The organism is Streptomyces coffeae (genome assembly GCF_016741875.1).
Classification (GTDB): Bacteria; Actinomycetota; Actinomycetes; order Streptomycetales; family Streptomycetaceae; genus Streptomyces; species Streptomyces coffeae.
Genome location: NZ_JAERRF010000010.1, coordinates 141,190 through 165,933 on the forward strand (window position 1 = coordinate 141,190; position 24,744 = coordinate 165,933).

19 protein-coding genes, 1 pseudogene and 1 riboswitch are annotated in these 24,744 nt (G+C 71.1%); of the genes and pseudogenes, 12 read left to right on the forward strand and 8 right to left on the reverse strand.

All coding sequences use genetic code 11. The features are described 5' to 3' along the window. Window positions 1-41 precede the first annotated feature (41 nt). The 9 genes from JK363_RS19245 to fxsT all read left to right on the forward strand — a co-directional run bounded on the left by JK363_RS19245 (window position 42) and on the right by fxsT (window position 13,153). Window positions 42-1,079: an ABC transporter ATP-binding protein gene (locus tag JK363_RS19245; RefSeq protein WP_201876165.1), complete on the forward strand. Its 1,038-nt coding sequence runs from the start codon at window positions 42-44 to the stop codon at window positions 1,077-1,079. Window positions 1,080-1,153: 74 nt separating this feature from the next. Next, on the forward strand, window positions 1,154-2,341 hold the full coding sequence (locus JK363_RS19250) for an ABC transporter substrate-binding protein (protein WP_201876330.1): 1,188 nt from the start codon (window positions 1,154-1,156) through the stop codon (window positions 2,339-2,341). A 7-nt stretch (window positions 2,342-2,348) separates the two neighbouring features. Then, a complete protein-coding gene (locus JK363_RS19255; RefSeq protein WP_201876166.1) occupies window positions 2,349-3,233 on the forward strand; it encodes an ABC transporter permease in 885 nt (294 codons plus the stop codon). Between the two features lie 25 nt (window positions 3,234-3,258). Then, window positions 3,259-4,074, forward strand: a complete 816-nt coding sequence (locus JK363_RS19260; protein ID WP_201876167.1) for an ABC transporter permease — start codon at window positions 3,259-3,261, stop codon at window positions 4,072-4,074. A gap of 70 nt (window positions 4,075-4,144) precedes the next feature. Then, window positions 4,145-4,702: a hypothetical protein gene (locus JK363_RS19265; protein ID WP_201876168.1), complete on the forward strand. Its 558-nt coding sequence runs from the start codon at window positions 4,145-4,147 to the stop codon at window positions 4,700-4,702. Between the two features lie 80 nt (window positions 4,703-4,782). Further along, a complete protein-coding gene (locus JK363_RS19270) occupies window positions 4,783-5,904 on the forward strand; it encodes a phosphorylase family protein (RefSeq protein ID WP_201876169.1) in 1,122 nt (373 codons plus the stop codon). A gap of 180 nt (window positions 5,905-6,084) precedes the next feature. After that, window positions 6,085-7,575: a VMAP-C domain-containing protein gene (locus JK363_RS19275; protein WP_201876170.1), complete on the forward strand. Its 1,491-nt coding sequence runs from the start codon at window positions 6,085-6,087 to the stop codon at window positions 7,573-7,575. Next, window positions 7,572-8,750 carry an AAA family ATPase gene (locus tag JK363_RS19280; RefSeq protein WP_201876171.1) on the forward strand — a complete coding sequence of 393 codons (1,179 nt, stop codon included), beginning with the start codon at window positions 7,572-7,574 and terminating at the stop codon, window positions 8,748-8,750. Before JK363_RS19275 ends, JK363_RS19280 begins: the two co-directional genes overlap by 4 nt. Further along, window positions 8,747-13,153 (forward strand): FxSxx-COOH system tetratricopeptide repeat protein, encoded by a 4,407-nt coding sequence (gene fxsT / locus JK363_RS19285; protein WP_201876172.1) that lies wholly within the window; start codon window positions 8,747-8,749, stop codon window positions 13,151-13,153. Before JK363_RS19280 ends, fxsT begins: the two co-directional genes overlap by 4 nt. Before the next feature lie 18 nt (window positions 13,154-13,171). On the opposite strand, the gene JK363_RS19290 is transcribed toward fxsT, so the two are convergent. Continuing rightward, window positions 13,172-15,004, reverse strand: coding sequence for an HEXXH motif domain-containing protein (locus tag JK363_RS19290; protein WP_201876173.1), 1,833 nt, complete (start codon window positions 15,002-15,004; stop codon window positions 13,172-13,174). A 397-nt stretch (window positions 15,005-15,401) separates the two neighbouring features. After that, window positions 15,402-16,115 carry a DUF4232 domain-containing protein gene (locus JK363_RS19295; protein ID WP_201876174.1) on the reverse strand — a complete coding sequence of 238 codons (714 nt, stop codon included), beginning with the start codon at window positions 16,113-16,115 and terminating at the stop codon, window positions 15,402-15,404. 491 nt (window positions 16,116-16,606) lie between these two features. After that, window positions 16,607-16,783: riboswitch (cyclic di-AMP (ydaO/yuaA leader) on the forward strand. A gap of 5 nt (window positions 16,784-16,788) precedes the next feature. On the opposite strand from JK363_RS19295, the gene JK363_RS19300 reads away from it, so the two are divergent. Then, on the forward strand, window positions 16,789-18,000 hold the full coding sequence (locus tag JK363_RS19300) for a transglycosylase family protein (protein ID WP_201876175.1): 1,212 nt from the start codon (window positions 16,789-16,791) through the stop codon (window positions 17,998-18,000). Between the two features lie 258 nt (window positions 18,001-18,258). On the opposite strand, the gene JK363_RS19305 is transcribed toward JK363_RS19300, so the two are convergent. Both JK363_RS19305 and JK363_RS19310 read right to left on the reverse strand, forming a co-directional pair. Continuing rightward, window positions 18,259-18,528, reverse strand: a complete 270-nt coding sequence (locus tag JK363_RS19305; RefSeq protein ID WP_201876176.1) for a DUF1876 domain-containing protein — start codon at window positions 18,526-18,528, stop codon at window positions 18,259-18,261. Window positions 18,529-18,554: 26 nt separating this feature from the next. Then, a pseudogene (locus JK363_RS19310) lies at window positions 18,555-19,208 on the reverse strand (phosphoribosyltransferase); the annotation flags it as partial. Window positions 19,209-19,332: 124 nt separating this feature from the next. On the opposite strand from JK363_RS19310, the gene JK363_RS19315 reads away from it, so the two are divergent. After that, the gene (locus JK363_RS19315; protein WP_201876178.1) at window positions 19,333-19,572 is read left to right on the forward strand and encodes a hypothetical protein; all 240 of its coding nucleotides are present in this window, start codon (window positions 19,333-19,335) and stop codon (window positions 19,570-19,572) included. Beyond that, window positions 19,569-20,339 carry a DUF72 domain-containing protein gene (locus tag JK363_RS19320; RefSeq protein ID WP_201876179.1) on the forward strand — a complete coding sequence of 257 codons (771 nt, stop codon included), beginning with the start codon at window positions 19,569-19,571 and terminating at the stop codon, window positions 20,337-20,339. Before JK363_RS19315 ends, JK363_RS19320 begins: the two co-directional genes overlap by 4 nt. A 57-nt stretch (window positions 20,340-20,396) precedes the next feature. Here the strand turns inward: JK363_RS19320 and JK363_RS19325 are convergent, their stop codons facing one another. From JK363_RS19325 to JK363_RS19340, 4 genes are read right to left on the reverse strand one after another with little or no spacing between them, the layout of a single operon-like run. Beyond that, a complete protein-coding gene (locus JK363_RS19325; protein WP_201876180.1) occupies window positions 20,397-21,221 on the reverse strand; it encodes a carbohydrate ABC transporter permease in 825 nt (274 codons plus the stop codon). After that, window positions 21,218-22,132 carry a carbohydrate ABC transporter permease gene (locus JK363_RS19330; protein WP_201876181.1) on the reverse strand — a complete coding sequence of 305 codons (915 nt, stop codon included), beginning with the start codon at window positions 22,130-22,132 and terminating at the stop codon, window positions 21,218-21,220. The genes JK363_RS19325 and JK363_RS19330 overlap by 4 nt, the downstream gene beginning before the upstream one ends. Then, window positions 22,129-23,559, reverse strand: a complete 1,431-nt coding sequence (locus JK363_RS19335) for an extracellular solute-binding protein (RefSeq protein ID WP_201876182.1) — start codon at window positions 23,557-23,559, stop codon at window positions 22,129-22,131. Before JK363_RS19335 ends, JK363_RS19330 begins: the two co-directional genes overlap by 4 nt. Before the next feature lie 44 nt (window positions 23,560-23,603). After that, window positions 23,604-24,716, reverse strand: a complete 1,113-nt coding sequence (locus tag JK363_RS19340; protein WP_201876183.1) for a carbohydrate kinase family protein — start codon at window positions 24,714-24,716, stop codon at window positions 23,604-23,606. Between the last annotated feature and the right edge of the window lie 28 nt (window positions 24,717-24,744).

Below are 24,744 nucleotides of genomic sequence, written 5' to 3' on the forward strand. Positions count from 1 at the left end.
TTACGGACCAACGTCCAGCGGCATCAGAAAGGTTCCCGCCCATGGAGGGGAAAGCCATCCGACTGCAGAGCCTGCGCAAGTCCTTCGGGAAGACGGAGGCGGTCGCCGGAGTCGACCTGGAGATATCGGACGGCGAGTTCTTCTCGATGCTGGGGCCCTCCGGATCCGGCAAGACCACGGTGCTCCGGATGATCGCGGGCTTCGAACCGCCCACCGGCGGCACCATCGAGCTGGCCGGGCGGGACGTCACCCGGCTCGCCCCGTTCGAGCGGGATGTGCACACCGTCTTCCAGGACTACGCGCTCTTCCCGCATATGACGATCGAGCAGAACGTCGCCTACGGACTGAAGATCCGACGAGTCCCGAAGGCCGAACGGCTGCGCCGGGCCCGTGAGGCACTGGCCGACGTCCGGCTCGAAGGACTCGGCGACCGCAGGCCCGCCCAGCTCTCCGGAGGCCAGCGGCAGCGAGTGGCCCTCGCCCGGGCCCTGGTCAGCCGCCCCAGGGTGCTGCTGCTCGACGAACCGCTGGGCGCCCTCGACCTCAAGCTGCGCGAGCAGATGCAGATCGAACTCAAGGAGCTCCAGCGGGAGGTGGGCATCACCTTCGTCTTCGTCACCCACGACCAGGACGAGGCGCTGACCATGAGCGACCGGATCGCGGTCTTCAACCGGGGCCGGGTGGAGCAGGTGGGCACCCCCGCCGAGATCTACGAACGCCCCGCCACCCCCTTCGTCGCCGGTTTTGTCGGCACCTCCAATCTGCTCACCGGTCCGGCCGCGGAGCAGGTGGTGGGTGAAACCGGCACCTTCAGCATCCGCCCGGAGAAGATCCGGGTGCTGAAGGAGGACCGGGACAGCGGTACGCCGGACTGTGCCGGCGCCGTCGGCACCGTCGCCGAGGTCGTCTATCTCGGGGACGCGACCCGTTTCCTCGTCGACCTCGACGCCGGGGGGCGGCTCACCGCCCTCCAGCAGAACCTGGAGACCTCCTCCGAGGACGTCGCGGGGTACCGCGGCTCACGGGTCAGGCTCCAGTGGCAGCCGCGCCACACCGTCCGGGTCCCGGACGCCGACTGAGCCCCCGGCGCGTCCCGCCCGCGTCACCTTTCATCCCTCCGTCGTCCCCCACCCTGTGGAGACTTGTCGTGCACATGCCCTATTCGCTCAAGGCCGCCGCGGCGGCCGGAGTCCTGCTCCTCGCCACCGCCTGCGGCTCGTCCGGTACGTCCTCGTCGGCCGGCGGCTTCGATCCACCGGACCTCAAACCGCGCAAGCAGCTCGGCAAGACCGAGGGCAAGGTGAACCTCATCGCCTGGGCCGGCTATGTCGAGGACGGCAGCAACGACCCGAAGGTCGACTGGGTCAGCGACTTCGAGAAGCAGACCGGCTGTCAGGTCAGTTCCAAGACCGCGGCCAGCTCCGACGAGATGGTCAGCCTGATGAAGAGCGGTCAGTACGACGCGGTCTCCGCCTCCGGCGACGCCTCGCTGCGGCTGATCGCCTCCGGTGACGCCGCACCCGTCAACACCACGCTGGTCCCCCACTACAAGGACGTCTTCGCCGGTCTGAAGAAGAAGGACTGGAACTCGGTCGACGGCGTCCCCTACGGCATCCCGCACGGCCGGGGCGCCAACCTCCTGATGTACAACACCAAGAAGGTCTCCCCCGCCCCCGACTCCTGGTCCGCCGTCTTCGACCAGGCGTCCGCCCACAAGGGCAAGGTCACCGCGTACGACTCACCGATCTACATCGCCGACGCCGCGCTCTACCTGATGAAGAGCAAGCCCTCGCTGGGCATCAAGAACCCCTACGCGCTGGACCAGAAGCAGTTCGACGCGGCCGTGGATCTGCTCAAGGACCAGAACCGCAACATCGGCGAGTACTGGAGCGACTACCTCAAGGAGATCTCCGCCTTCAAGAGCGGCAACTCCGTGGTCGGCACCTCCTGGCAGGTGATCGTCAACGCCACCCAGGCCGAGAAAGCCCCGGTCAAGGCAGTGCTGCCCAAGGAGGGCGCCACCGGCTGGTCCGACACCTGGATGATCTCGGCCAAGGCCAAGCACCCCAACTGCGCCTACAAGTGGATGGACTGGATCATCTCCCCCAAGGTCAACGCACAGGTGGCCGAGTACTTCGGCGAGGCCCCGGCCAACGAGAAAGCCTGTGCCCTCACCGCGGCCAAGAACCACTGCGACACCTTCCACGCGGCCGACGAACCGTACTGGAAGAGGGTCCACTTCTGGACCACTCCGGTCGCCCAGTGCCTCGACGGCCGCAAGGACGCGAAGTGCGTGCCGTACGCCAAGTGGGTCCAGGCCTGGACCGAGATCAAGGGCTGAGCCTGATATGACCAAGACCGCGCCGGCCGCCGGATTCGTCCGGCGGCTCGCCGGGACCCTGCACCGCCGTCCCCGGCTCCAGCTGTCCCTGCTGCTCACCGCGCCGCTGACCTGGCTTGTCCTGGCCTATCTCGGCTCGCTCAGCGCGCTGTTCCTGTCCGCGTTCTGGACGACGGACAGTTTCACCTCGAGCGTGGTGAAGGTCTGGAACACCGACAACTTCACCACCCTGTTCCAGAGCGACGTCTACCGCCAGGTCGCCCTGCGGAGCGTCGGCGTGGCGCTGGCGGTCACCGCGCTGTGCGCCGTGATCGCCTTCCCCGTAGCCTTCTACACCGCCCGGATCGCCAAGCCCCGCTGGCGGCCCCTGCTGGTGGTGGCGATCCTCACCCCGCTGTGGGCCAGCTATCTGGTCAAGGCGTACGCCTGGCGGCTCATCCTCGCCGAGGGCGGTCTGCTGGACTGGCTGCTCGGTCCGCTCGGACTCGACGGACCCGGTTACGGGCTGACCGCCACCGTCCTGGTGCTGACGTATCTGTGGCTGCCGTACATGATCCTGCCGATCCACGCCGGGCTCGAACAGCTCCCGGACAATCTGCTGGACGCCTCCGCCGACCTCGGTGCCCGCACCGGCCGGACCTTCCGTTCGGTGGTGCTGCCGATGCTGCTGCCGTCCATCGCGGCCGGGTCGGTCTTCACCTTCTCGCTCAGCCTCGGCGACTACATCGCCGTGCAGATCGTCGGCGGCAAGACCCAGCTGATCGGCAATCTCATCTACTCCAACATCACCCTCGATCTGCCGCTCGCCGCGGCGCTGGGCACCGTACCGGTGTTGATCATCGTGGGCTATCTGCTCGCGGTCCGCCGCACCGGTGCCCTCAGCAGCCTCTGACGGCCCGCACACCGAAGGCCCTTCGATGAATCTCTCCCGCCCCGCGCGCATCACCCTGCGCATCGCCGCCGGGCTCGGCTTCGCGGTCATCTATGTGCCGCTGCTGCTGGTCCTGGTCAACTCCCTCAATCCCGACCGCAGTTCCGGCTGGCCACCGCCCGGACTCACCCTCCACTGGTGGGCCGATGCCTGGCACAGCACCGGTGCCCGCGACGCGCTGTGGACCTCGGTCAAGGCCGGTCTCGGCGCCACCGCGATCGCCCTGGTCCTCGGCACCCTCATCGCCTTCGCCGTGCAGCGCTTCCGCTTCTTCGGCCGGGAGACCCTCTCCTTCCTGGTCGTCCTGCCGATCGCGCTGCCCGGTATCGTCACCGGTGTCGCCCTCAACACCGCCTTCCGTACGGTCCTCGAACCGCTCGGGGTGGGCCTGGGCATGTTCACCGTGGTGGTCGGCCACGCCACCTTCTGCATCGTGGTCGTCTTCAACAATGTGATCGCCCGGCTGCGCCGGATGGCCGGATCCTATGAACAGGCCGCCATGGATCTGGGCGCGAACACCTTCCGGGCCTTCGTCGACATCACCTTCCCGCTGGTGCGCTCGGCCCTGGTGGCGGGCGGGCTGCTCGCCTTCGCGCTGTCCTTCGACGAGATCGTGGTGACGACCTTCACCGCGGGCCCCGGTATCCAGACCCTGCCGATCTGGATCTTCTCCAATATGGCCCGCCCCCAGCAGGCCCCGGTGGTCAACGTCGTCGCCGCCGTCCTCGTCCTGCTGTCGGTCATCCCCATCTACCTCGCCCAGCGGCTGTCGTCGGACACCGCGACGGGCAGCCGGATCTGAAAGGCCCGTCCCACCACCGCGGGGACGGCGAACGGCATATCGTTCGTGACGGAGCGCGGAGGGGGGCGCGGTGGCGCGGGACGGGAACGGCGATGCGGAGAATCTGACGAACAAGCTGCTCATCGTGGAGTACGAGCAGGTGAAGGAGGAGCAGCGGGCGCGGATCGGGTTCCGGGACAATCTGCTCTACGCCACGCTCGCCTCGATGGCGGCCATCATCACCTTCTCCTTCCAGAACGGCGGTCAGCCCGAGCTGCTTCTGCTGCTGCCGCCCGCGTCGGTGGTGCTGGGATGGGCGTATCTGGTCAACGACGAAAAGATCTCGGCCATCGGACGCTATGTGCGCGGGGATCTGGGGCCGCGGCTGGCGGCGCTGGCGCCGGGGTCCTCGCGGGTGTTCGGATGGGAGACGGCCCATCGCGACGACCACCGCAGGGTCTCCCGGAAGCGGCTCCAACTCGCCGCGGATCTGCTGCTGTTCTCGGTGGCGCCGATGGCCGCCCTGATCGTGTGCTGGTCATCGGAGCCGCTGCCTCCGTGGCTGCTGGCGGTGTCGGTGGCCGAAGTGGCGCTGGTCGCCGTGGTCACCGTGGAGATCGTGCGGTACGCGGATCTCCACCGTCCGTGATGTGAACATGTACATCGACGCCGGGCCCGCGGTGGCGCAGCATGGTGGGTTCGGGTCACAACGGTGCCGAGGGGGAAACGGTGACGGCTGGCGACAACGGGGGCTCCGCGCGGGCGGATGTGGTGGTACTCACCGCGCTGGAGGTGGAGTACCGGGCGGTGTGCGCCCATCTTCAGGAGTTGCGCCCGGTGCGGGCCGAGCGGGGTGCCCTGTTCGAGGTGGGCTCCTTCCGTGAGGGTTCCGTCGAGCGGCGGGTGGCGACCCATATGACCGGCCCCGGCAATCCGGGCGCGGCGGCCGCGGTCGAGCGGGCCGCGGCGCTGTTCGCGCCCCGCGCGCTGCTGTTCGTCGGGGTGGCGGGCGGGCGCAAGGACGTGGTGCTGGGCGATGTGGTGGCCGCCGACGCGGTGTACGACTACGAGACCGGCAAGGACACCGAGCAGGGTTTTCTGCCCCGGCAGAAAACCCACCAGTCGGCGTACGGACTGGTGCAGTTGGCCCGGATCGTCACCGCGGGCGACACCTGGCAGCGGCGGATCCGCCCGTCGGACGGCTCCCCGCTCCCCCGCGCCCATGTCAAACCGATCGCGGCGGGCGGGCGGGTGGTGGCACACCATCGCTCGGACGCCGGACGCAGACTGGCGGCGGCCGCGGGAGACGCCGTCGCGGTGGACATGGAGGGCTTCGGCTTCCTGGCGGGCGCGTATCTCAATCAGCATCTGGACGCCCTGGTGATCCGGGGCATCTCGGATCTGCTGGGCGACAAGGGGGAGGCTCATGACGAGCGCTGGCAGCCCGTGGCGTCCCGGAATGCCGCCGCCTTCGCGTTCGAGCTGATCGGGCGGCTACCCGAGGAGGCGGGCGCGGCGCGCCCCGCGCCCGCGGCGCATGCCGTCTCACCCTCCGCGCGCCGTCAGCACAAGCTGACCATTCATCAATTGGGTGTCATGGCCGATGCCTTGCTCGACATTCCCGGGATGACCTCGCCCGCCCGCTGGCAGCAGCTGCTCGATGAGCTGCCCACCGTCGGCACCGCGGTCGGCCGGCAGTCGGCGAGCCGGGCGGAGGCGCTGGCCCTGCTGCGGACCTGTGAGGCATACGGCGCGCTGAAGGAGCTGGTGGAGGTGGTGTCCGTGCTCGCGCCGGACACCCCGGCGACGGCCGAACTGGCCCGGCGCATAGCGGAGCTGGGCCGTGCGTGACCGCGCGGACGCGGGCACGCTCGGCGCGCACCCGGGAGCGCCGGGGAGTGTCGCCCGGGGCGTGCAGGGCATACAAGTTGTCCGGAGTCCGGGCGGGCGGCGCCCGCGATATGACAGGGTCTCCGGCGGGGGATCACCGGCGGCGGGGACCGGTGATACGGGCTCAGGGGAGGGCATGGCATGGCGGCCATGGGGGAAGGCAGCCTGGCATCGGTCACCAATCTGGTCACAGCGCTCAAGGAGTTCCGCTGTCTGACGAATCCGGAATCCCGTGAACTGTGTCTGGAACTGGCCGCCAGGGAACTGGAATCGGCCGTACCGGTCCGCAGCCACCGGGTGACCGACTACTTCCTGGTCGAGCTGGCCCGGGAGTGTCTGGACAATGTGCGGGTGATGCGGGCGCTGCGCGCGTCGCTGGCGGTGTTGGTCTCGGACGCGGACGCGATGCACCAGCTCGACGCGGTCATGGCGCAGATGACGGCCCGTCCGGCGCTGCCCGTGCCCGCCACCGCGGAGCTGCGGTCGCTGCTGGAGGAGCTGGAGATCGGACAGCTGGGGCAGCTGTGCCGGGCGGCGGCGGGCCCGCTCCAGGACGTTCCCCCGGTCACCGGCCCCTGGCACGCCTTCGAGGTGCTGAGCCGGATGAACGCCCAGCCGGGCAGTCTGCCGCCGGGGCTCGCCCTGGTGGAGTATCTGGCCGCGTCCGCACAGCCGTTGCGCACGGCGGACGCGTTGCGTGCGTGGGCCGATGAGCGGGCCCGGGAGCTGTCCCTGACCTCGCAGCTGAGATCGCTGCGCCAGCAGGTGGGCCATGCCGCCCCGGCCGAGCCGGTCGACGCCTATCTGGTGATCCGGCTGCTGCGGCAGGAGGAGCCGGGCCGCTATGAGCTCTCGTCCTGGCACCAGTACGACCCCACCGGCTGGCATCCGGCCCGGGGCCCGGTCACCCAGGTCACCTCGGCCACCGCCGAGCGGGCCGTCCAGGACCTGGTGTTCGCCGCGGCGGAGGAGTGGGACGACGCCCGGTCCATCCATGTGGAGTTCATGCTGGGCGCCGATGACCTGAACCTTCCGGTGCATCTGTGGCGCCAGGAGCTGGACAGCGATCTGGCCACTCCGCTGTGCATGGACTACCCCGTGGTGATAAGGAGTCTGGAGCGCTGCCAGACCCGCCGCTGGCACCGGTCGTGGAAGCAGCGCTGGCAGGTCTTCGCCGATCAGCCCCTGCGTTCCAAGCAGCTGGTCATCGACGGCCCGGACCCGGACAGCCCGTCCTCGGGGGACGTCGGCGGGCTGCTGGCCCGGCTCAAGGCCGATCCGTATGTGGTCGCGCTGGTCCTGAACTCGCCCCCGGGGGCCACCCCCGAAGGGACGAACGAGGCGCTGGCGGCGTGGCGGGCCGGGATCCCCGTGGTGACCTGGGACCGCCGCCACACCCGCGCCCCCGACCTGGTCCATTGGCTGAGACAAAAACCGGCCGAGGCCAGCGGGAACCTGGCACGGCTCCGCGAAGCCGTGACAGAGTTACGTCTGGACGCCCATACGATCGACTCCGCGGAGCGGGAGCATCACCCGGGGCAGCATGTGATGCTCGTCTGGGACGACCCGACCCGTCCCGTGGAGCCGGTGGGGCGGTTGACGGGGCCGGACGAGGGGGTGGGGAGCCGATGAGCGAGGCGGAGTCCGCGCGACGGCACAACGGGCGGGTCCACAACGACCCGGGGTCCACCGCGAATCCACTGCCGTCCGGCGTGCCACGCCCCTGGTGGATCTACCAGGGCACCGGCCGCCCGCTGCACGACGTCGACCTGGAAGAGATCCTTCCGCCGCCTCCTCCCTGGCGTACCTTCGGCGGGGTCTCGGCCTGCCCTCCGGACGCCGAGGCGCCCGCGGGCGCGTTAGCGGACCGGGACGGGGCGCCGACCGAACCCCCGGCACCGCCGGAGGAGGAGCAGGACGCGGCCCGGCGGCTGGGAGCCACCCCGCTGGGCCTGCGGGCCGGCGCCGAGGAGGCCGACGTCGTCAACGCGGCGCTCATCCTCAGGCGTCCGCTCCTGGTGACCGGGCGCCCCGGTACGGGCAAGTCCACCCTGGCCTACCGCATCAGCCGGGAACTGGGCCTCGGCCGGGTGCTGCGCTGGCCGATCACCACCCGCACCACCCTGCGGTCCGGGCTGTACGGCTACGACGCCGTCGGCCGGGTGCACGCGGCCGCGGCCGGACAGGCGGCGGAGCGGGACACCCCGGAGCCGGGCCCCGAGGACATCGGGGACTTCCTCCAACTGGGGCCGCTGGGCACGGCGATGCTGCCGTACCGCCTCCCCCGTGTGCTGCTCATCGACGAATTCGACAAGAGCGATATCGATCTGCCCAATGACCTGCTCGACATCTTCGAGGCCGGTGAGTACGCCATCCCCGAGCTGGTGCGCGTCCGCAGGCGCCGGCCGGCCGTATCGGTCCTCACCGACGACCCCGACCGCAGTACCGTCATCGCCTCGGGCCGGGTGCGCTGCCGTGCCTTCCCGGTCGTGGTCATCACCAGCAACGGTGAGCGGGAGTTCCCGCCCGCGTTCCTGCGCCGCTGCCTCCAGCTGCGACTGCCCGACCCGGACGCGGACCGGCTCGCCGCGATCGTGGCCGCTCATCTGGGGCGGGCCGACGATCCGCGCGCCCAGGAGCTCATCCAGATGTTCCTGGAGCGCAGTGAGCTCGAAGGAGGGCTCGCCGCCGACCAGTTGCTCAACGCGGTGTATCTGGTGACGTCCCAGTCCCAGGTGCCCGGTCCCGAGTGGGAGGAGCTCCTGCACTCCGTCTGGCACCGGCTGGACGCAGCGGGCCCGACATGACACACGACCCAGGCGGCGGGTCCCCCGGGCACGGCCCACGGGGCCTGGACTGGCAGCAGATCGCCGACGCCGTATGGCTGGCCGTCTGCAAGGCCGAGACGGACCGCGGACCGGACCGGGCCGGCCCCGATCCGCTCACCCGGCCCCCGGAGGCGGACGCACCGCCGCCGGATGACGGTCCGTCCGGTGCACCGCCGTCGGAGCGCGAGCCGGAGGAGGAGCGGGCGCCCGAGCCCGATCTGACCGTCTCCGCCCCCCTGCCCGCCGAGGTCGCCGCAGCCGGGGACCATCCGGCCGCCGCGACGGAACCGGCCCTGGCCACCCATGTTGTCCTGCCCGCCCCGCGGTGCTCCGCCCCCGGACCGATGCTCGCCGAGCGTGCGCTGTCCCGGGCGCTGCGCCCCCTCAAGCGCACCACGCCCTCCCCGGTCGCGCTGGAGGTCGACGAGGAGGCCACGGCCGAGCGTGCGGCGCGCGAGGGGCTGTGGGTGCCCGAGTGCGTTCCGGTGCGGGAGCGCTGGATGGACGCGGTCCTCGTGGTGGACTGCGGACGATCGATGGTGGTCTGGCGCCGGACGGCGACCCGGCTGGTCACCGTGTTGCAACGGACCGGCGCCTTCCGGGACGTACGGGTGCACCGGATCGACAGCGACCGCCTGTTACCCGACGACGGGGAGGGCGGGCCGGCCGGGCGCGGGGACCGTCCGGGGCCGGGTTCGCCGGTGGCCGGAATGTCGCCGCGGGACCGGCGGGCGGTGCTGGTGCTCACCGACGGCATCGGCGCGGCCTGGGCCGACGAGAGCGCCCAGCGCGCGCTGGCCCGCTGGGCGCGGAGTGCCTCGGTGGCCGTACTGCACGTACTGCACCAGGGCCGCTGGGCGCACACCGGAGTGGCGCCGGAGCGGGTGCGGGTGCGCGCCCCCGGGCCGGGCGCCCCCAACGCCACCTGGGCTCCGGCCGATGGCGGCTCCTGGCCCGGGGGCGAGCCGCCGGTGCCGGTGCTGGAGCTGGACGCGCGGTGGCTGGCCGGCTGGGCGCAGCTGGTGGCCCGGCCCTCGGCCCGTGGCCAGGAGACGCTGGCCCTGCTGCCCGGCGTACCGGCCGAGCGCTGGGAGCGCGAACCGGAACCGAGCGCCCTGGACCGGGTCTTCCGGTTCCGTACGACGGCCTCGCCCAGCGCCTTCCGGCTGGCGTCCCGGCTGGCGGCGGCTCCGTTGAACATTCCGGTGATGGAGTTTGTGCAGGGGATCCACCACCCGGAGGGCAGCCCCGGCGATCTGGCGGAGATCCTGCTGGGCGGGCTGCTGCGCAAGGTGGGGACGGCCGACCCCATGGACGAGACGGGCATCGGCTACGAATTCCACAGCGGGGTACGGGAGCTGCTGCTGTCGGCCGGGATGCGGGACGAGTCGCTGTACATCCTGCGCAGCGTTCTGGACCGGCTGGGAAAGCGCTGGCAGCCGCTGCATCTGCTGCGCGATCTGCTCAACCACCCTTCGGAGCCGGTGCGGGATCTGCCCACCACCGAGCGACTGCTGCCGTACCTCAGACTCCAGGAGCAGGTCTACCAGGCGCTGTCGGGCCCGTATCTCGAAGGCGCGCGCTCTTTTCGCGCTCTTGTCCTCGCCCATCAGACGGTCGCCCCTATGGGCGAACACCCCCCGGATCCAGTTGATGACAGGTCCGGCAGGGGAAAAAATGTGGTCCCCGATGCGGCTGAGGCGGTTGCCGTGACTGACTCCACCACTCCCCGATCCACCGCGCGTTCCCATGCCGACGATTCACCCGCCCCGCCGTCGCACCGCGCGCCGGGTCCGGCGGGAGAGCACCTGAGAGGAAGTTTTGTGTCCGTGACCGCTGCTCGGTCCCTGCCCGCCGTGGAGGAGCGCCGGGCCGGGGATCCCCCGTCCATCTGGGGCAATGTGCCGCCCCGGAACAACAACTTCACCGGACGGCAGACGCTGCTCGACGTGCTCCACGAGCGGCTGCGCAGTGAGGGCACGGCGGCCGTGCTGCCGGAGGCGCTGCACGGCCTCGGCGGAGTCGGCAAGTCCCAGATCGCCCTGGAGTACGTCCATCAGCACGCCGCGGACTACGACGCGGTGTGGTGGATCCCGGCCGAGCGCACCGAGCAGATCCGCCAGGCGCTGGTCCAGCTCGCCGACCGGCTCGGTCTCCAGGCGGGCATGGAGGCCAACACGGCCGTGCCGACCGTGCTGGACGCGCTGCGCACCGGGCGGCCCTGCCGCAACTGGCTGCTGGTCTTCGACAATGCCGAGGAGCTGGATACGGTCCGGCCGTTCTTCCCCGCGGGCGGTCCCGGCCGCATCCTGGTCACCTCGCGCAACGCCCAGTGGTCGCGGGCCGCCCGCACTGTCGAGGTGGATGTCTTCGAGCGCGAGGAGAGCATCGAGCTGCTGCTGCGGCGGGGTCCGGAGCTGCCGCGGGACCAGGCGGACCGGGTGGCCGACGCGCTCGGGGATCTGCCGCTGGCCATCGAGCAGGCGGCGGCCTGGCTGACCGAGACCGGCATGCCGGTCAATGAGTACCTCCAGGTGTTCGAGGACGAGCGGTCCGATGTCTCCACCCGTCGCAGCGAACTGCTGGCGGCGGGGGTGCCGGTCGACTATCCCGAACCGGTGGCCGCCGCCTGGAACATGTCGCTCCGGCGGCTGGCCGAGACCCATCCCGGCGCGCTGCAACTGCTCCAGATGTGCTCCTTCTTCGCTCCCGAGCCGATTTCGCGGCGGCTGTTCTCCGGGGTCCGGGGGGTTTCGCTCTCCCCCGAGCTGTCGGAGGTGCTCCAGGACCCCATCAAACTGGGCCATGCCATCCGTGAGATCAATCGCTACGCCCTGATCAAAATCAATCACCGCAGCAACACCATCGAAATGCACCGGCTGGTGCAGGCAGTGCTGATCGGCCAGATGTCCCCGCAGCAGCAGGCGGATATGAAGCACAGCGCGCATGTGCTGCTCGCCTACGGCGACCCCAATGACGTGGCACCGCCCAACTGGGGCCGGTACGCCGATCTGCTGTCGCATGTCCGCGCCTCCCGGGCCATGGAGTGCGACGACAAATGGGTGCGGCAGATGGTGCGCAACCTGGTGCGGTTCCTCTATGTGTGGGGAGACCACGAGGGCGCGCTCGAACTGGGCCGTCAGGTACGGGAGAAGTGGCTCGAGACGCTCGGCGAGGACAGCCCGGAGTCGCTGGCGGTCTCCCGGACCCTGGGTCATGTCCTCACCGTCCTCGGCTACTTCGAGCAGGCGCGGGAGCTCAACAGCCGCACCCTGGAGCTCCAGCGCGCCGCCGAGGGCGACGACCACGAGAACACCCTCGTCACCCTGGGCGCGGTGGCCAGCGACGCGCGCTTCCAGGGCGACTTCGCGCGCTCGCTGGAGCTGGAGCGGGACCGCTGGAGCAGGACCCGGCGGCTGTTCGGCGAGGAGGACCCGTACACCATCGCCGCGGCCAACGACTACGCCCTGGGGCTGCGGGCGGCCGGGGACTACGCGCGCGCCCGGGAGGTGGACGAGAGCGCCCACAACATCGCCGAGGTCATCCTCGGCGAGGACAATCTGCTGGCCATCCTGCTGGAGACCAACGTCAGCATCGACGTCCGCGAATGCGGTGACTACATGACCGCCCGCGGCATGCTGGAGCAGACCTGCGCGCGGATCCGCAGAGTGCTTCCGCAGAACGCGCCCATCGGTGTCTACGCGCTGCGCAATCTCGCCGTGGCGCGCCGCAAGGCGGGCGACCACGAAGGCGCCCTGGAGATCAGCCAGGAGGTTCTGGAGCGCTACCGGCTGCGCTACGCCGAGCCCAATCTCAACATCTCCACGACCGCGCTCAACCTGTCGATGGATCTGCGGCAGACGGCCGATCTCGACGGCGCCCGCGAACTCGGCCTGAAGTGTGTGGAGGACATGCGGGACGCGCTGGGGCCGCGCCACCCGGTGACCCTGAGCGCGGCGCTCGACCTCGCCATCACCTTGCGGCTGCTGGGCGAGACGGAGGAGGCGCTCCGGCTGAACGAGCGGACGCTGCCGCTGCTCGTCGAGCGGCTGGAGGCCGACCACCCGGTCTCGCTGGCCTGCGCGATCAACCTCGCCAGCGATCACTTCACGCTGGCGGACTACGAGGAGGCCAGGCGGCTGGACACCGAGACCCTGGCGGCCTGCCGGACCCGGCTGGGCGAGGACCACCCCACCACCCTCGCCTGCGCGCTCAATCTCTCCGGTGATCTGCGGGCGCTGGGCGAGGGCAGATCGGCGGAGGAACTGCACCATGACGCGCTCACCCGGATGCGGCAGGTGCTGTCCGCCGGCCATCCGGCCACGGTGGCGGCGGCCCGGGGCATCCGCGCGGACTGCGATGTGGAGGCCATGGCCTTCTGAGCCGGCCGCGGGGAGCGTTCAGCGGCCATGGGTTCCGATCCACCGCGCGAGGGCGATCGGATCGGGCCCCGGGCCGGGGCCGGGCGTCCGCTCCGGCCCCGCGCCGTATAACGCCCGGTGGACGGCGAGCACCAGCTCCGGGCGGCTCAGCAGCGCCTGTCGCGCGGTGCCGTCCGGCATGCTGAGCGCAAGCCCCGCCCAGGCACTGAGATCGTCCGGGGCCGTCGCCAGCCGGGCCCGGTAGCCGTGCAGCGCGGCCTCGGTCCGGTCCGCGGCCCAGTCGAGATCGGCCCCGGCGGGTGTGGTGCCGTCGGGGAGCGTTGCGTCCCGGTCCGCGTCGAGGCGGGCGAACGCCACCGGGTCCATGAGCCGGTGGCGGACGAGCGCGGGGCGCACCGGGATCCCGGTGGGAGCCGGCCGGACGGCGGTGGCGGGCAGATCCCGCGGAGGGGCGTTGCCCGCCCGCCAGGCCCGCGCCCAGCGGGTGGTCTGCGCGGGGTCGGGCCTGAGGTGGCGCAGCCGGTAGACGAGTTCGGCGTCGATGAGCACATCCGCCGCCCAGCGCCGCGGCAGCGACGGGACGGGCTCGGCCGACCACGCGGCGAGCCGCTCTGCCACGAGCTGGAGGAACCTTTCACCGAGCGGTGTGAGCCGGGCGTGGGCGAGGAGTGTCCGCAGCCCCCGCGCGGTCTGCGCACGGCGCAGGGCGAACTCGAACGCGGCGGTGTCCCGGGCGGGCCCGGCCTCCGCGAGCTGCCACCGGTCCCGCCAGAACCCCGTGACACCGAGGAACGCGTACACCCCGTGCAGCAGACCCCGCAGCGGTCGGGGGTCCAGCCGCCAGGGCGCGTAGTGGACCTCCTCCAGGCCCCCTTCGATCAGCGGCACCAGATCCATCAGTGCGCTGAGCTTGATGTGCTGCGCCTCGTGCACCAGCGACGCGGCCAGCGCGAGCGGGTCGTCGGGGCGGCCGAGCAGCACACATCCGCGGGCTTCCGGGGAGGAGGCGCTGAACAGATCGGGAGGGGCGGTGTAGGGCACGGGGACGAGGGAGCCCAGACATGCGGCGATCCCCCGGGGGTCCACCTGCGACTGCTCCGCGACCAGCCGCCATGCGGTGTCGAAACACCCCTGCCAGTGCTTCCACTCGTCGTCGGTGAGTCTTTCCGGCGGGGTGGTGCGCAGGAAATCGCGATAGGGGTCGACATCGTCGAGGAAGGGCTCGCAGATATGCCCCTGGTGTTCGCCGCGCAATCGCCGGAGGCCGTACCATCCCGGCGCATTCCGGGTGAGGTCGAAAGGCAGCGGGACCGTATGCGGTCCGGCGGTCAGCGTGGCCTTCCCCTCCGGGGTGCGGACGACCTCGGCGGTTTCCGCCGTCCGGTCCGGGAGGCAGGCGAAACCGAGGGCGGGCAGGATCACCCCGCCCTCGCGCACCGCCACCGTGGTACGGAAGTCGATTCCCGCGAGAAGTGCGGCCGAAGCGGCCATGGCATAGAGATAGCCGGTTTCGGTCCACAGTGGCGTTTTCACCGGTTCCCGGCCGCGCAGCCCGCGTAGACAGCGGTTGAGCCAGGTGCCCGCCTGGGGGTGCAGCAATACCCGCTCCACGGCCGCCGGGGCCGCACGCTCCGCCCGGATCAGAAGGCGCCACGGCTCCCGGGCGTCGGGGAGTGGGCCCGGTAACGCGGGATGGTCGGCGGCGATGCCGACCAGGGCGCGCAGCAGGAGCATGGTCCGGCTGCGCTGCCCGGATCGCAGCTCGGCCACCGACGACACACCGCCCGAACCCCGGCCCAACTCGGTGAAGCACCGCTCCGAAAGACGATGAAAGGAACGCTCAGCCGTCATGGCCACCTTGTTCCGGAAAGCGAGGGATGCGGCACTATTCCGAGGTTCCCTTGCTCCCGCAATTCTGTCCGGAAGTCGAGGAGTTCACCAGGGTCGGTGGAAATTGGACCGCGTCGAGCAGCCGCTGGGTCACCGAAGAAAGCCCATCGCTCCGGTCAAGGTCTTCGAGGGTCGCTCCCGAAAGGTCCAGCAGCTCCGTCTCGACCCCGGTCGCGGCTCGCTCCATGACACCGTCCCCCTCCGGACGCTACACACCGGCTCACGTGAGGCACCCCTCATGGTGACCTACCCATTTTGATTGCGAAAGGGTGAACACAGCCAGTCGGCGCCTGGCTTGTCAAGATTTTCGGACACCTCTACGCGAGGTGACATCGGTCCGGTATGCCGCTGTCAGATGTCAGGTGCCCGCTCCGGAACGGACCGCTTCGACATCGAAGACCCCTCCGCAGACGCGGAAGGAGTGCGCCGCCGTCTTCATGGCCCGGAGTGAGTCCGGCGGGTAGGCCCGGATGGCCGCGGCGGGCTTCCAGCACGGGGTGTCGCTCACGCCCTCGTTGAGGGTGTGCAGGACCGCGGAGGCCCTGCCGCCCGGCGGCAGGGAGACGGTGGAGTGCGAGGGGCCCCGCCGGACGGCGGGGGCGCCTATGAGGGCGCCGTCGGCGTCGAGCAGGGACACCCCGGGGAATCCGGTGAGGGTGCAGGCCGAGGTCGAGGTGTTGGTCAGGACCAGCGGCAGATACACATTGCCCGCGCCCACATCCTTGCGGCCCACGGTCAGCTTCAGCGCTTGCGTGGAGCAGATGCGGCGTACGGCCGGGGCGGCCGCGGAGTCCGTGGCGGACCGGGCGCGGGACGGTGCGGAGTGGTCACGCGGGGCGGCGGCGCCCTGGGACGCGTCCGAGGAATCCGATGCGCGCGATGTGTCCGAGGAATCCGCCGCGTCCGAGGTGTGGGCGGCGCCGGAGGTGTCGGAGCGTGTCCAGGCCCCCGCCCCGGAGTCGGTGCCGCACCCCGTGGCCGTGGCCAGCGCGCCGATGAGCAGCGCGGATAAGACCAGCGGCCGGGAGCGGGTGGTGGTACGCCGTGCTGCCGTGCCGTGCCGTTGTGCCATGAGTGACCTCCCCAGGTCAGCCATCGGCGGGGCACCGACCGCGAGGGCGCGTGCCCCGATGCTTCCTGTCCATCCCCCTTGGCTCACCCTTCCCCGCTTTGACTCCGTTATGTCACCCGGTACATTGACCGCATTCCTCCGGCAATTCCGCATAGCGCACACCTCGCCGCAATCGGTCGAATCGGAAATGTAGTGATGCAGGTCACAGAGGAATCCGCCAACTGATCGATTTCCAGGGAGAGATCACCGACGGCAACGGATTCCTTTGTGGCGTAACGTTTCTGACAACCATTCGGAAAGAAACGCTCTCGCTCTCCGGAGGAGACCCGACGCACAGAGTGACACCCGGGTGTGGGGTCCGGAGACCGGTGCCTTGCTCAACACCCCGAGACCTTGTCGTGACCAAATCGATGTGTTTACTGTGCGGCTCTCGTCGCATTCCATGCGCGGGCCTCCTTCGCCGGAGCGCCGAGTCCTGCCGTCGGCTGAGGGGTGACACGACGACCTGTCACGGCAGGAGCGGGGGAACCAGGTAGGCGCCGTACCGCGCGACCACGCGGTACGGCTTGGGGTGAAGACGCACCACGGGGCCATGGCGCCGCGTGCGTGCGGCCGGGCAACTCCAGCCCGAACCCGACAGCTCACCTCGCAGGCGTAGGAGAGGAAGAGCTCAATGGCTGCACGCGGACGTCACCGCCGGCCTAAGCCTCGCCGCGTCTCCCGCGCCCAACTCGCGTTCACCGCGGGCGGCGCCGGAGTGGCCCTGCCGCTCATCGGCGTCGGCCAGGCGAACGCCGCCTCCGTCGACACCTGGGACAGAGTGGCGGAGTGCGAGTCCGGCAACAATTGGAGCATCAACACCGGAAACGGCTACTACGGCGGTCTCCAGTTCTCCCAGAGCACCTGGCAGGCGTACGGCGGCGGCTCCTACGCCGCGCGGGCCGACCTGGCCACCAAGGCCGAGCAGATCACGGTGGCCGAGAAGGTCCTCGCAAGCCAGGGCCCCACCGCCTGGCCGGTCTGCTCGGTGAAGGCCGGGCTGACGCGCGGCGGACCGGCCCCGGACGTCTCGACCGGCTCCGGGGGATCCGGCGGCTCCGGAACACAGACCCCGAAGGCGGCGCCCAAGTCCACGCCGAAGGCCACCCCGGAGGCTGCCCCGAAGGCCGCGCCCAAGGCCACCACCAAGGCCGCGCCGCGGTCGGACGCGTACACCGTGGCCGGGGGCGACACCCTCTCCCGGATCGCCGGTGCCGAGCACGTCGACGGCGGCTGGGAGGCGCTCTACGACGCCAACCGCCGGACCATCGGCGACGACCCGAATCTGATCCTCCCCGGCCAGCGGCTCACCCTCGACACCGATGCCCAGGGCGGGCAGGGCCGGGCCCCGCAGGCCAAGCCGAAAACGGGCACCGACGCCCAGAGGGCCTCCAGCCCCGGCGCCGGGCAGGGGCGGCAGAACACCGCCACCCGCTCCTCCTCCTTCACCACACCGGTCGCCGGCACCCAGGTGGGCACCGCCTACGGGGTGCCCGGCAGCAGCTGGTCCAGCGGCCACCACACCGGCGCCGACTTCCCCGTGCCCGTGGGCACCCAGGTACGAGCGGTGGGCCCGGCCGAGGTGGTCGCGGCGGGCTGGGGCGGGGCGTACGGCTACCAGGTCGTCCTGCGCCACTCCGACGGCATGTACAGCCAGTACGCGCACATGTCGGCGCTCTCGGTCCACGTCGGCCAGTCGGTCAAGGGCGGCCAGAAGATAGGCAGCTCCGGTTCGACCGGCAACAGCACGGGACCGCATGTGCACTTCGAGGTGCGCACCGGTCCCGACTACGGTTCGGACGTCAATCCGCTGAGCTATCTGCGGTCGAAGGGCGTCTCCATCTGAGCCGCCCGGCACATGCTGAGCGGGTTGCCCGGGCGGTGCACCGCCCGGGCAACCCAGCACATCCCCCACGGCACCGCTTCCCCGCGACCCCGCCCAGGCCCTGTCCTGCCGATCTTCGCGGGCCCGCGACGCCTAGCACCGCGCCTCGCCGCGTTGTCGGGATCTTCCGAGTACGCCCAGTACGAGGACGACCCTCCGCCTTGCGATCCACGGCACCAGACGCCGCGGGCTGATCCACGAAGATCGACAGGACAGGACCTACATCGTCAGATGAGCCTTGGTGTGTGTGACTTCCTCGATGTCGCCGCCCGCCTTGCCGATCAGCCGGTGGGCGAGGTTGCTCAGTGCCCTCGCCGCCGCGATCTCCTCGCCGACTCTCGGCTGTGCCGGGTCGTCGGGGTTGCGGTTGGCGCGGCCCTGGGCCAGCATCTCGGTGCCGTCGTGCATCCTCAGCCGGACCACCGCCTCGGTCAGCGGGCCGACCTCACGGAATTCCATCTGTATGTCGCATCCCACGATCGTCTCCATCGCGATCACCTCCTGCCTTACCCTCCAGGATGCGCCTCCCCCGTCTCTCCGGTCGAGTGGGACAGCAGCTCCACGACCTCGGCGTCCCCGGTCTGGGAGAAGTCCTGGTACCACTCGCCGACCGCGGAGAACTCCGGCGGTGTGGACAGGCACACCACCTCGTCCGCGTCCTCGCGCAGTGACGCGACCGCGTCCGGCGGCGCCACCGGGACGGCCAGGACGACCCGGGCCGCCCCCTGCGCCCGCGCCACCCGGCAGGCCGCGCGTGCGGTGGCGCCGGTCGCGATCCCGTCGTCCACGATGATCACCGTCCGGCCCTCGACCGCCATCCGCGGCCGCCCCCGGCGGAACCGCCGCGCCTGGCGGACCAGCTCCGCCTGCTCGGTCCGCTCCACCTCCTGGATGTCCTCCTCGCCGACCCGGCTCATCCGGATGATCGCCTGGTGCACCACCCGCACACCGCCCTCGCCGATGGCGCCGAAGCCCAGCTCACGGTGGTAGGGGACGCCGAGCTTACGGACGATGATCACGTCCAGCGGTGCCCCGAGGGCCTGGGCGACCTCGAAGGCCACCGGCACCCCGCCCCGGGGCAGCCCCAGCACCACGGGCCGCTCGTCGCGCAGCGGCCGCAGCGCCTCGGCGAGGCGCCGCCCGGCGTCCATGCGGTCGCTGAAGATCATCGCTCACCCCCGGCACAAAGGCTCTCCTTCGAATCAAGCCGACATTGCCCCGGGCCGCAAACGGGCGGCACCGCCCGCGCGGGCTTCCAGGGCGCATTCCGCGCCCCGGAGGCACCCTGGAGGTATGAGGAACACGACGAATCCGGGCGCGTCCGGATACCCCGTCTTCGTCGAGCCCTTCGACGCCGACACCCGCTACCGGCGGGTGAGGCTGCGCGGCCTCGGCTGTGAACCCCTCGAACGGGAGGAGTTCGAGCCGACCGTCCGCCGGGCCTTCCCGGACATCGACTTCGACGATCCGGAGCAGGTCCACTGGGCCGACCGGCCGGGGCAGTGGCCGGCCTGGCACCCGGGCGAGGCATGACCGTCCTGATCGGCACGTCAGGCTGGCAGTACAAGGACTGGCGGGGCGATCTCTATCCGGCCGACTGCCCACAGCGGCTGTGGCTGGAGGAGTACGCCTGTGCCTTCGCCACTGTCGAGAGCAACAACGCCTTCTACCGGCTGCCCGACCACGACCAGTTCGTCACCTGGCGGAACCGCACCCCCGACGGGTTTGTGATGGCGCTCAAGGCCAGCCGCTATCTCACCCACATCAAGCGGCTGCGCGACCCGCGGGAGCCGGTGGAGCGGCTGATGTCGCACGCACAGGGCCTCGGCGACCGGCTCGGCCCCGTCCTGCTCCAGCTCCCGCCCACCCTGCGCGCCGATCCCGCGCTGCTGGACACCGCCCTGGGCTGCTTCCCCGCCGGGACCCGGGTGGCCGTCGAACCGCGCCATACGTCCTGGTGGACCGATGAGGTGCGCGCGGTGCTGGAGCGCTACGGCGCCGCGCTGTGCTGGGCGGACGCCGGATCGCGACCGGCCGCCCCGCTGTGGCGCACCGCCGGGTGGGGCTATCTGCGCTTCCACGGCGGCCGCGCCCACCCGGCCCCGCGCTACGGCGCCCAGGCGCTGGGCACCTGGGCGCACCGGGTGGCCGAGACCTGGCCGGGCGGTGCCGAGGTGTACGCGTACTTCAACAACGACACGGGCGGGGCGGCGGTGCACGACGCCGCCGCCTTCGCCCGGTCGCTGTCCAAGCTGGGCCGGGAGGTCAGCCGTACGCCTTCCACACTGCCAGTCGGCTGAGCGGCCTCGCTGAAGTCCGGTGGGGTCGGGGCACTTCCCGCGGAGCGGCTGGCCGGCTCACTCCTTGACGGCGCCGCCGAGCATCCCTTCGATGAAGCGGCGCTGGAGCGCCACGTAGACCACCACCACCGGCAGCGCGATCAGCACCGAGGCCGCCGCGAGCAGGGCCGCGTCGGAGCTGTGCTGTCCCTGGAAGAAGGCGAGGCCCAGCGGGACGGTGCGATGGGCCTCGTCGCTGACCATGACCAGTGCCATCAGGAACTCGTTCCAGGTCCACATGAAGGTAATGACCACCATGGTGGAGATCGCCGGGCGGCCCATCGGGACGAGCACCCGCCACAGGGTGGTCCAGGTGTCCGCGCCGTCGATCCGGGCCGCCTCGATCACCGCCCGTGCACTGCTCCGGAAGTAGGTGCGCATCCAGAACACGCCGAAGGCCAGGGACTGCGCCGTCTGCGGCAGGATCAACGCCCAGTAGGTGTCGGTGAGTCCGGCCCAGCGCAGATCGAAGTAGAGCGGGACGACCAGGGCCTCCTGCGGCAGGGTGAGCCCGATGACGAAGAGGTGGAACAGCACGGTGGAGCCGGGGAAGCGCATCACGCCGAAGGCGTACGCGGCCAGGACGGCCAGCACCGTGGTGACCGCCACGACGACCGCGGTGACCAGCAGCGAGTTGCCGAGGTAGGTGCCGAAGTGGCCACGGCTCCAGGCGTCGGTGAAGTTGCTCCAGTGCGGTCCGTCCTCGGGCAGCGAGAACCCGGTGTCCAGGGAGTCCTGTGAGCCGAAGGCCGTGGAGAGGATGCCGATCACCGGGGTGAGCGCGATGACGGCGAACAGGGTGAGGATGCCGTAGGTGACACCGCGTTCCAGACGTGTGGTCATGACCGCCGCCCTTCGACGAGCCGGGAGACCGTGACGGTCAGGACGAAGATCAGCACCGTGAGGGCCACTCCGACGGCGGCGGCCGAGCCGACCTGGTTGGTCTCGAAGGCCCGGTGGTAGACCTCGTAGGCCGGTACGGACGTGGCGTTTCCGGGGCCGCCGCTGGTGGTGATGTAGATCAGGTCGAAGTTGCGCAGCCCCGCGATGATGGTCAGGGTCAGTGCCACCGCGATCTGCGGCCGGAGGCCGGGCAGGGTGACGGTGAGGAACTCCCGGACCGGCCCGGCGCCGTCCATCCGCGCCGCCTCGTACAGCTCACGCGGGATCCGCTGGGCCCCGGCGAGGAAGAGGACCATGCACAGTCCGGTGCCGACCCAGGTGCCGACCACACCGACCGCGGGCAGCGCCCAGGTGTAGTCGCCGAGCCAGGGGCGGGCCAGTGAGCCGAGGCCGACGGCCCGGAGGATGTCGTTGAGCAGTCCGTCCGGGGCGAGGAGGGAACGCCAGGCCACCCCGACCACGATCAGCGCCAGCACCTGGGGCAGGAACAGCACGGTGCGGAAGAAGGTCATCCCGCGCACCCGGACCCGGGACATCACCGCGGCCAGCAGCAGTCCGATGGCCACCGGCAGGGCCGAGTAGAACACGAGCAGCAGCAGGGCGTGGGCGAACGGGGCGCGCAGCGAGGGATCGCTGAACAGATCGCGGTAGTTGTCGAACCCGGCCGGGGTGGCCACGGTCAGCCCGTCCCAGTGCACGAAGGACAGCCAGACCGACTGGCCGAAGGGGTAGAGCAGGAAGACGGCGTACACCGCGAGGGCGGGCAGGAGGTAGAGATAGCCGATGGCGCGGGGCTCACCGGGTGCCCGCCGCCGGTAGCCGCTCTTCGGCGCGGCGGGACGGGCCTTCATCGGGTGCCCGCCGGGTCCGGCTTCGCCGCGTGGCGTTTCCGCTGTTCCGCGATGAAGCGGCCGTAGTCCCGCTGGAGCGTGGTGGCCAGCTTCCCGGGTGAGGTCTTCCCGCTGACGACGCCCTGGAGGGCGGCCGAGAGGGTGTCGTAGAAGGTGGGGGTGGCGTAGTCCAGGTACGGCACGAGGCCGTCGGCGGCGCTGAGCCGCTTCCAGCCGTCGATCATCTGGCCGTCGACGGTGTCCGGTTCGACCTCGGCCGCGGCCCTGCCGGGTACGGCGGGCAGCACACCGTGGCGGGTCATGACGTCGGCGGCGTGGGCGTTGGTGATGAAGTCCAGGTAGGCGGCGGCCACTTCGGGGTGGTGGGAGCGGGAGGTGATGGACCAGGCGAGGCCCTGGCCGCCGGTGGTGACGGGGTCGCCACCGGCCTTCGCGGGCGGCGGTGGCATCAGACCCAGCGTGTCGCCCATGGTCTTCTTCAGATCGGCCAGCTGCCAGGTGCCGGTGAGCAGATAGGCGCCCTCGCCGGAGGCGAACTTCTTGGCCGCGTCGTCGTAGCCGAGGCCGTTGGCGCCCTTGGGCAGATAGCCGCGCGTCGTCCAGTCGGTGAGGGTGGCCGCGGCGTCCTTGGTGGCGGCGGTCCCGAAGCCGTCGCCCCGGCCGAGGACGGTGTCCCGGGTGCCGGTGGCGTCGAGCTGGTCCTGGAGCACACCGAAGGTGTGGATGGCGGGGTACTTGTCCAGGTTGCCGAACTGCACGGGCAGTTCGCCGCGGTCCTTGAGCTTCGCCAGGCCGTCGGTGAACTCCCGCCAGGTCCGCGGAGGTTGGAGGTCCGCCTTCCTCAGCAGCTCCTTGTTGTAGTAGAGGCCGATGTACTCACCGGTCTGGGATATGCCGTACAGCCGCCCGGTGCCGAAGTCGGTGCCGTCGGCGGAGACCCGGTTGAGATTGAGCAGGGTGTTCGGGTAGCGGGTGTTCCAGTCGTAGATCCCGGCGTAGTTGTCGAGCGGGGTGAGCAGTCCGGCCCGGACGAAGGAGACCATGTCGGGATAGCCCTGGTTGGCCTGGATGACATCCGGCGGGTTGTTCCCGGAGACGGCCAGCTTGAGCGTGGTCTTCAGATCGGCGAAGCTGCGCGCCACCCGCTTGATCCGCACATGGGGGAATTTCCGCTGGAACTCCTGGTTGAGCTGCGTCAGTTCGCCGTTCGTACCACCGCGGATCTCCTGGTCCCACACGGTCAGCGTGACCTTCCCGGCCTTCGCCGGATCCGGTACGGCGGTGGCCGCCCCGGTGCCGGGACCGGCGGCCCCCGAGCCGTCGGTCCCGGGCACACAGCCCGTGGCGAGCAGGACGAGAGCGGCGGCGAGCACGGTGGGCGCGGTTCTGGCGTGCCGTCGGCGCGCCCCGGAGCCGGGGATTCCCATGGACATCTCCTTCACGCAGCAGTGAGCGGAATCCGCGGGCGGTGTCAGGCGCCCCGGAAGCCGAGGGTGGGCAGGGCTCTCAGCCGTGGCCAGTCGCGCACATGGGCCGGTATCAGACCGGAGAGGAATCCGTAGCGGTGTGCCAGGTCGCGGGCATCCGCGGAGCCGCCGCGGGCCGAGCGCTCGGCGCGGTTCCACCACGCGGCCACCTCCGGCCAGCCGGGCGCGGCCAGGGAGCCGCCGAAGTGCTGGACCGACAGGGCGGCGGTGAGGTTGGCGAAGGCGAGCCGGTCGGGGAGCGGCCATCCGGCGAGCGTCCCGGTCATGAATCCGGCCACGAACACATCACCGGCGCCGGTGGGGTCGAGCGCGTCCACGGCGAGCCCCGGCACCTCGGCGCTCTCCCCGGTGACCGAGTCGACGGCCACGGCGCCCTCGGGGCCCTTGGTGACCACGGCGATGGGCACCCGTTCGGCCATGGCGCGCACCGCCCGCTCGGGGGTGTCGGTGTCGGTGTAGCGCTGGGCCTCGGCCGCGTTGGGCAGGAAGGCGTGGGCGTGCGGCAGATCGGGGAGGGCGGCGAGGTCCCAGCGTCCGCTGTCGTCCCAGCCGACGTCGGCGAAGACCTTGCTGCCCTGGGCGTGTGCCCGGCCCACCCACTCCTCCGGCCGTCCCGGCTCGAAGGAGGCCACACAGGCGCGGGTGCGGGGCGGGGTGCCGGGGACGGCGGGCGGTGGGGCCGGGTGCTCGTGGGTCACCATGGTGCGTTCGCCCTCGTACGCCATGGAGACGGTGACCGGGGAGTGCCAGCCGGGGACCCGGCGGGAGGGGCTGAGGTCGACGCCCTCGCCGTTCTCCAGGCTCTCCCAGCAGTAGTCGCCGTAGACATCGGTGCCGAACGCCGCGGCCAGGGTGGTGTGCAGTCCGAGCCGGGCCAGGGCAGTGGCCATGTTGGCGATGCCGCCGGGGCTCGAGCCCATGCCGCGCGCCCAGCTCTCGGTGCCGCGCACGGGTGCGTGGTCGAGCCCGGTGAGGATGATGTCCAGGAACACGGTGCCGGTCAGATAGACGTCGTGCACGGGGTCCGTGGGGGCGCGCAGCGCGGCGAGCGGATCGATCGGATGGATCGGATCGGGTGTTCCGGCCGTGGAGCTCACCAACGCCCCTTTCTCGGAACGGGGGGTG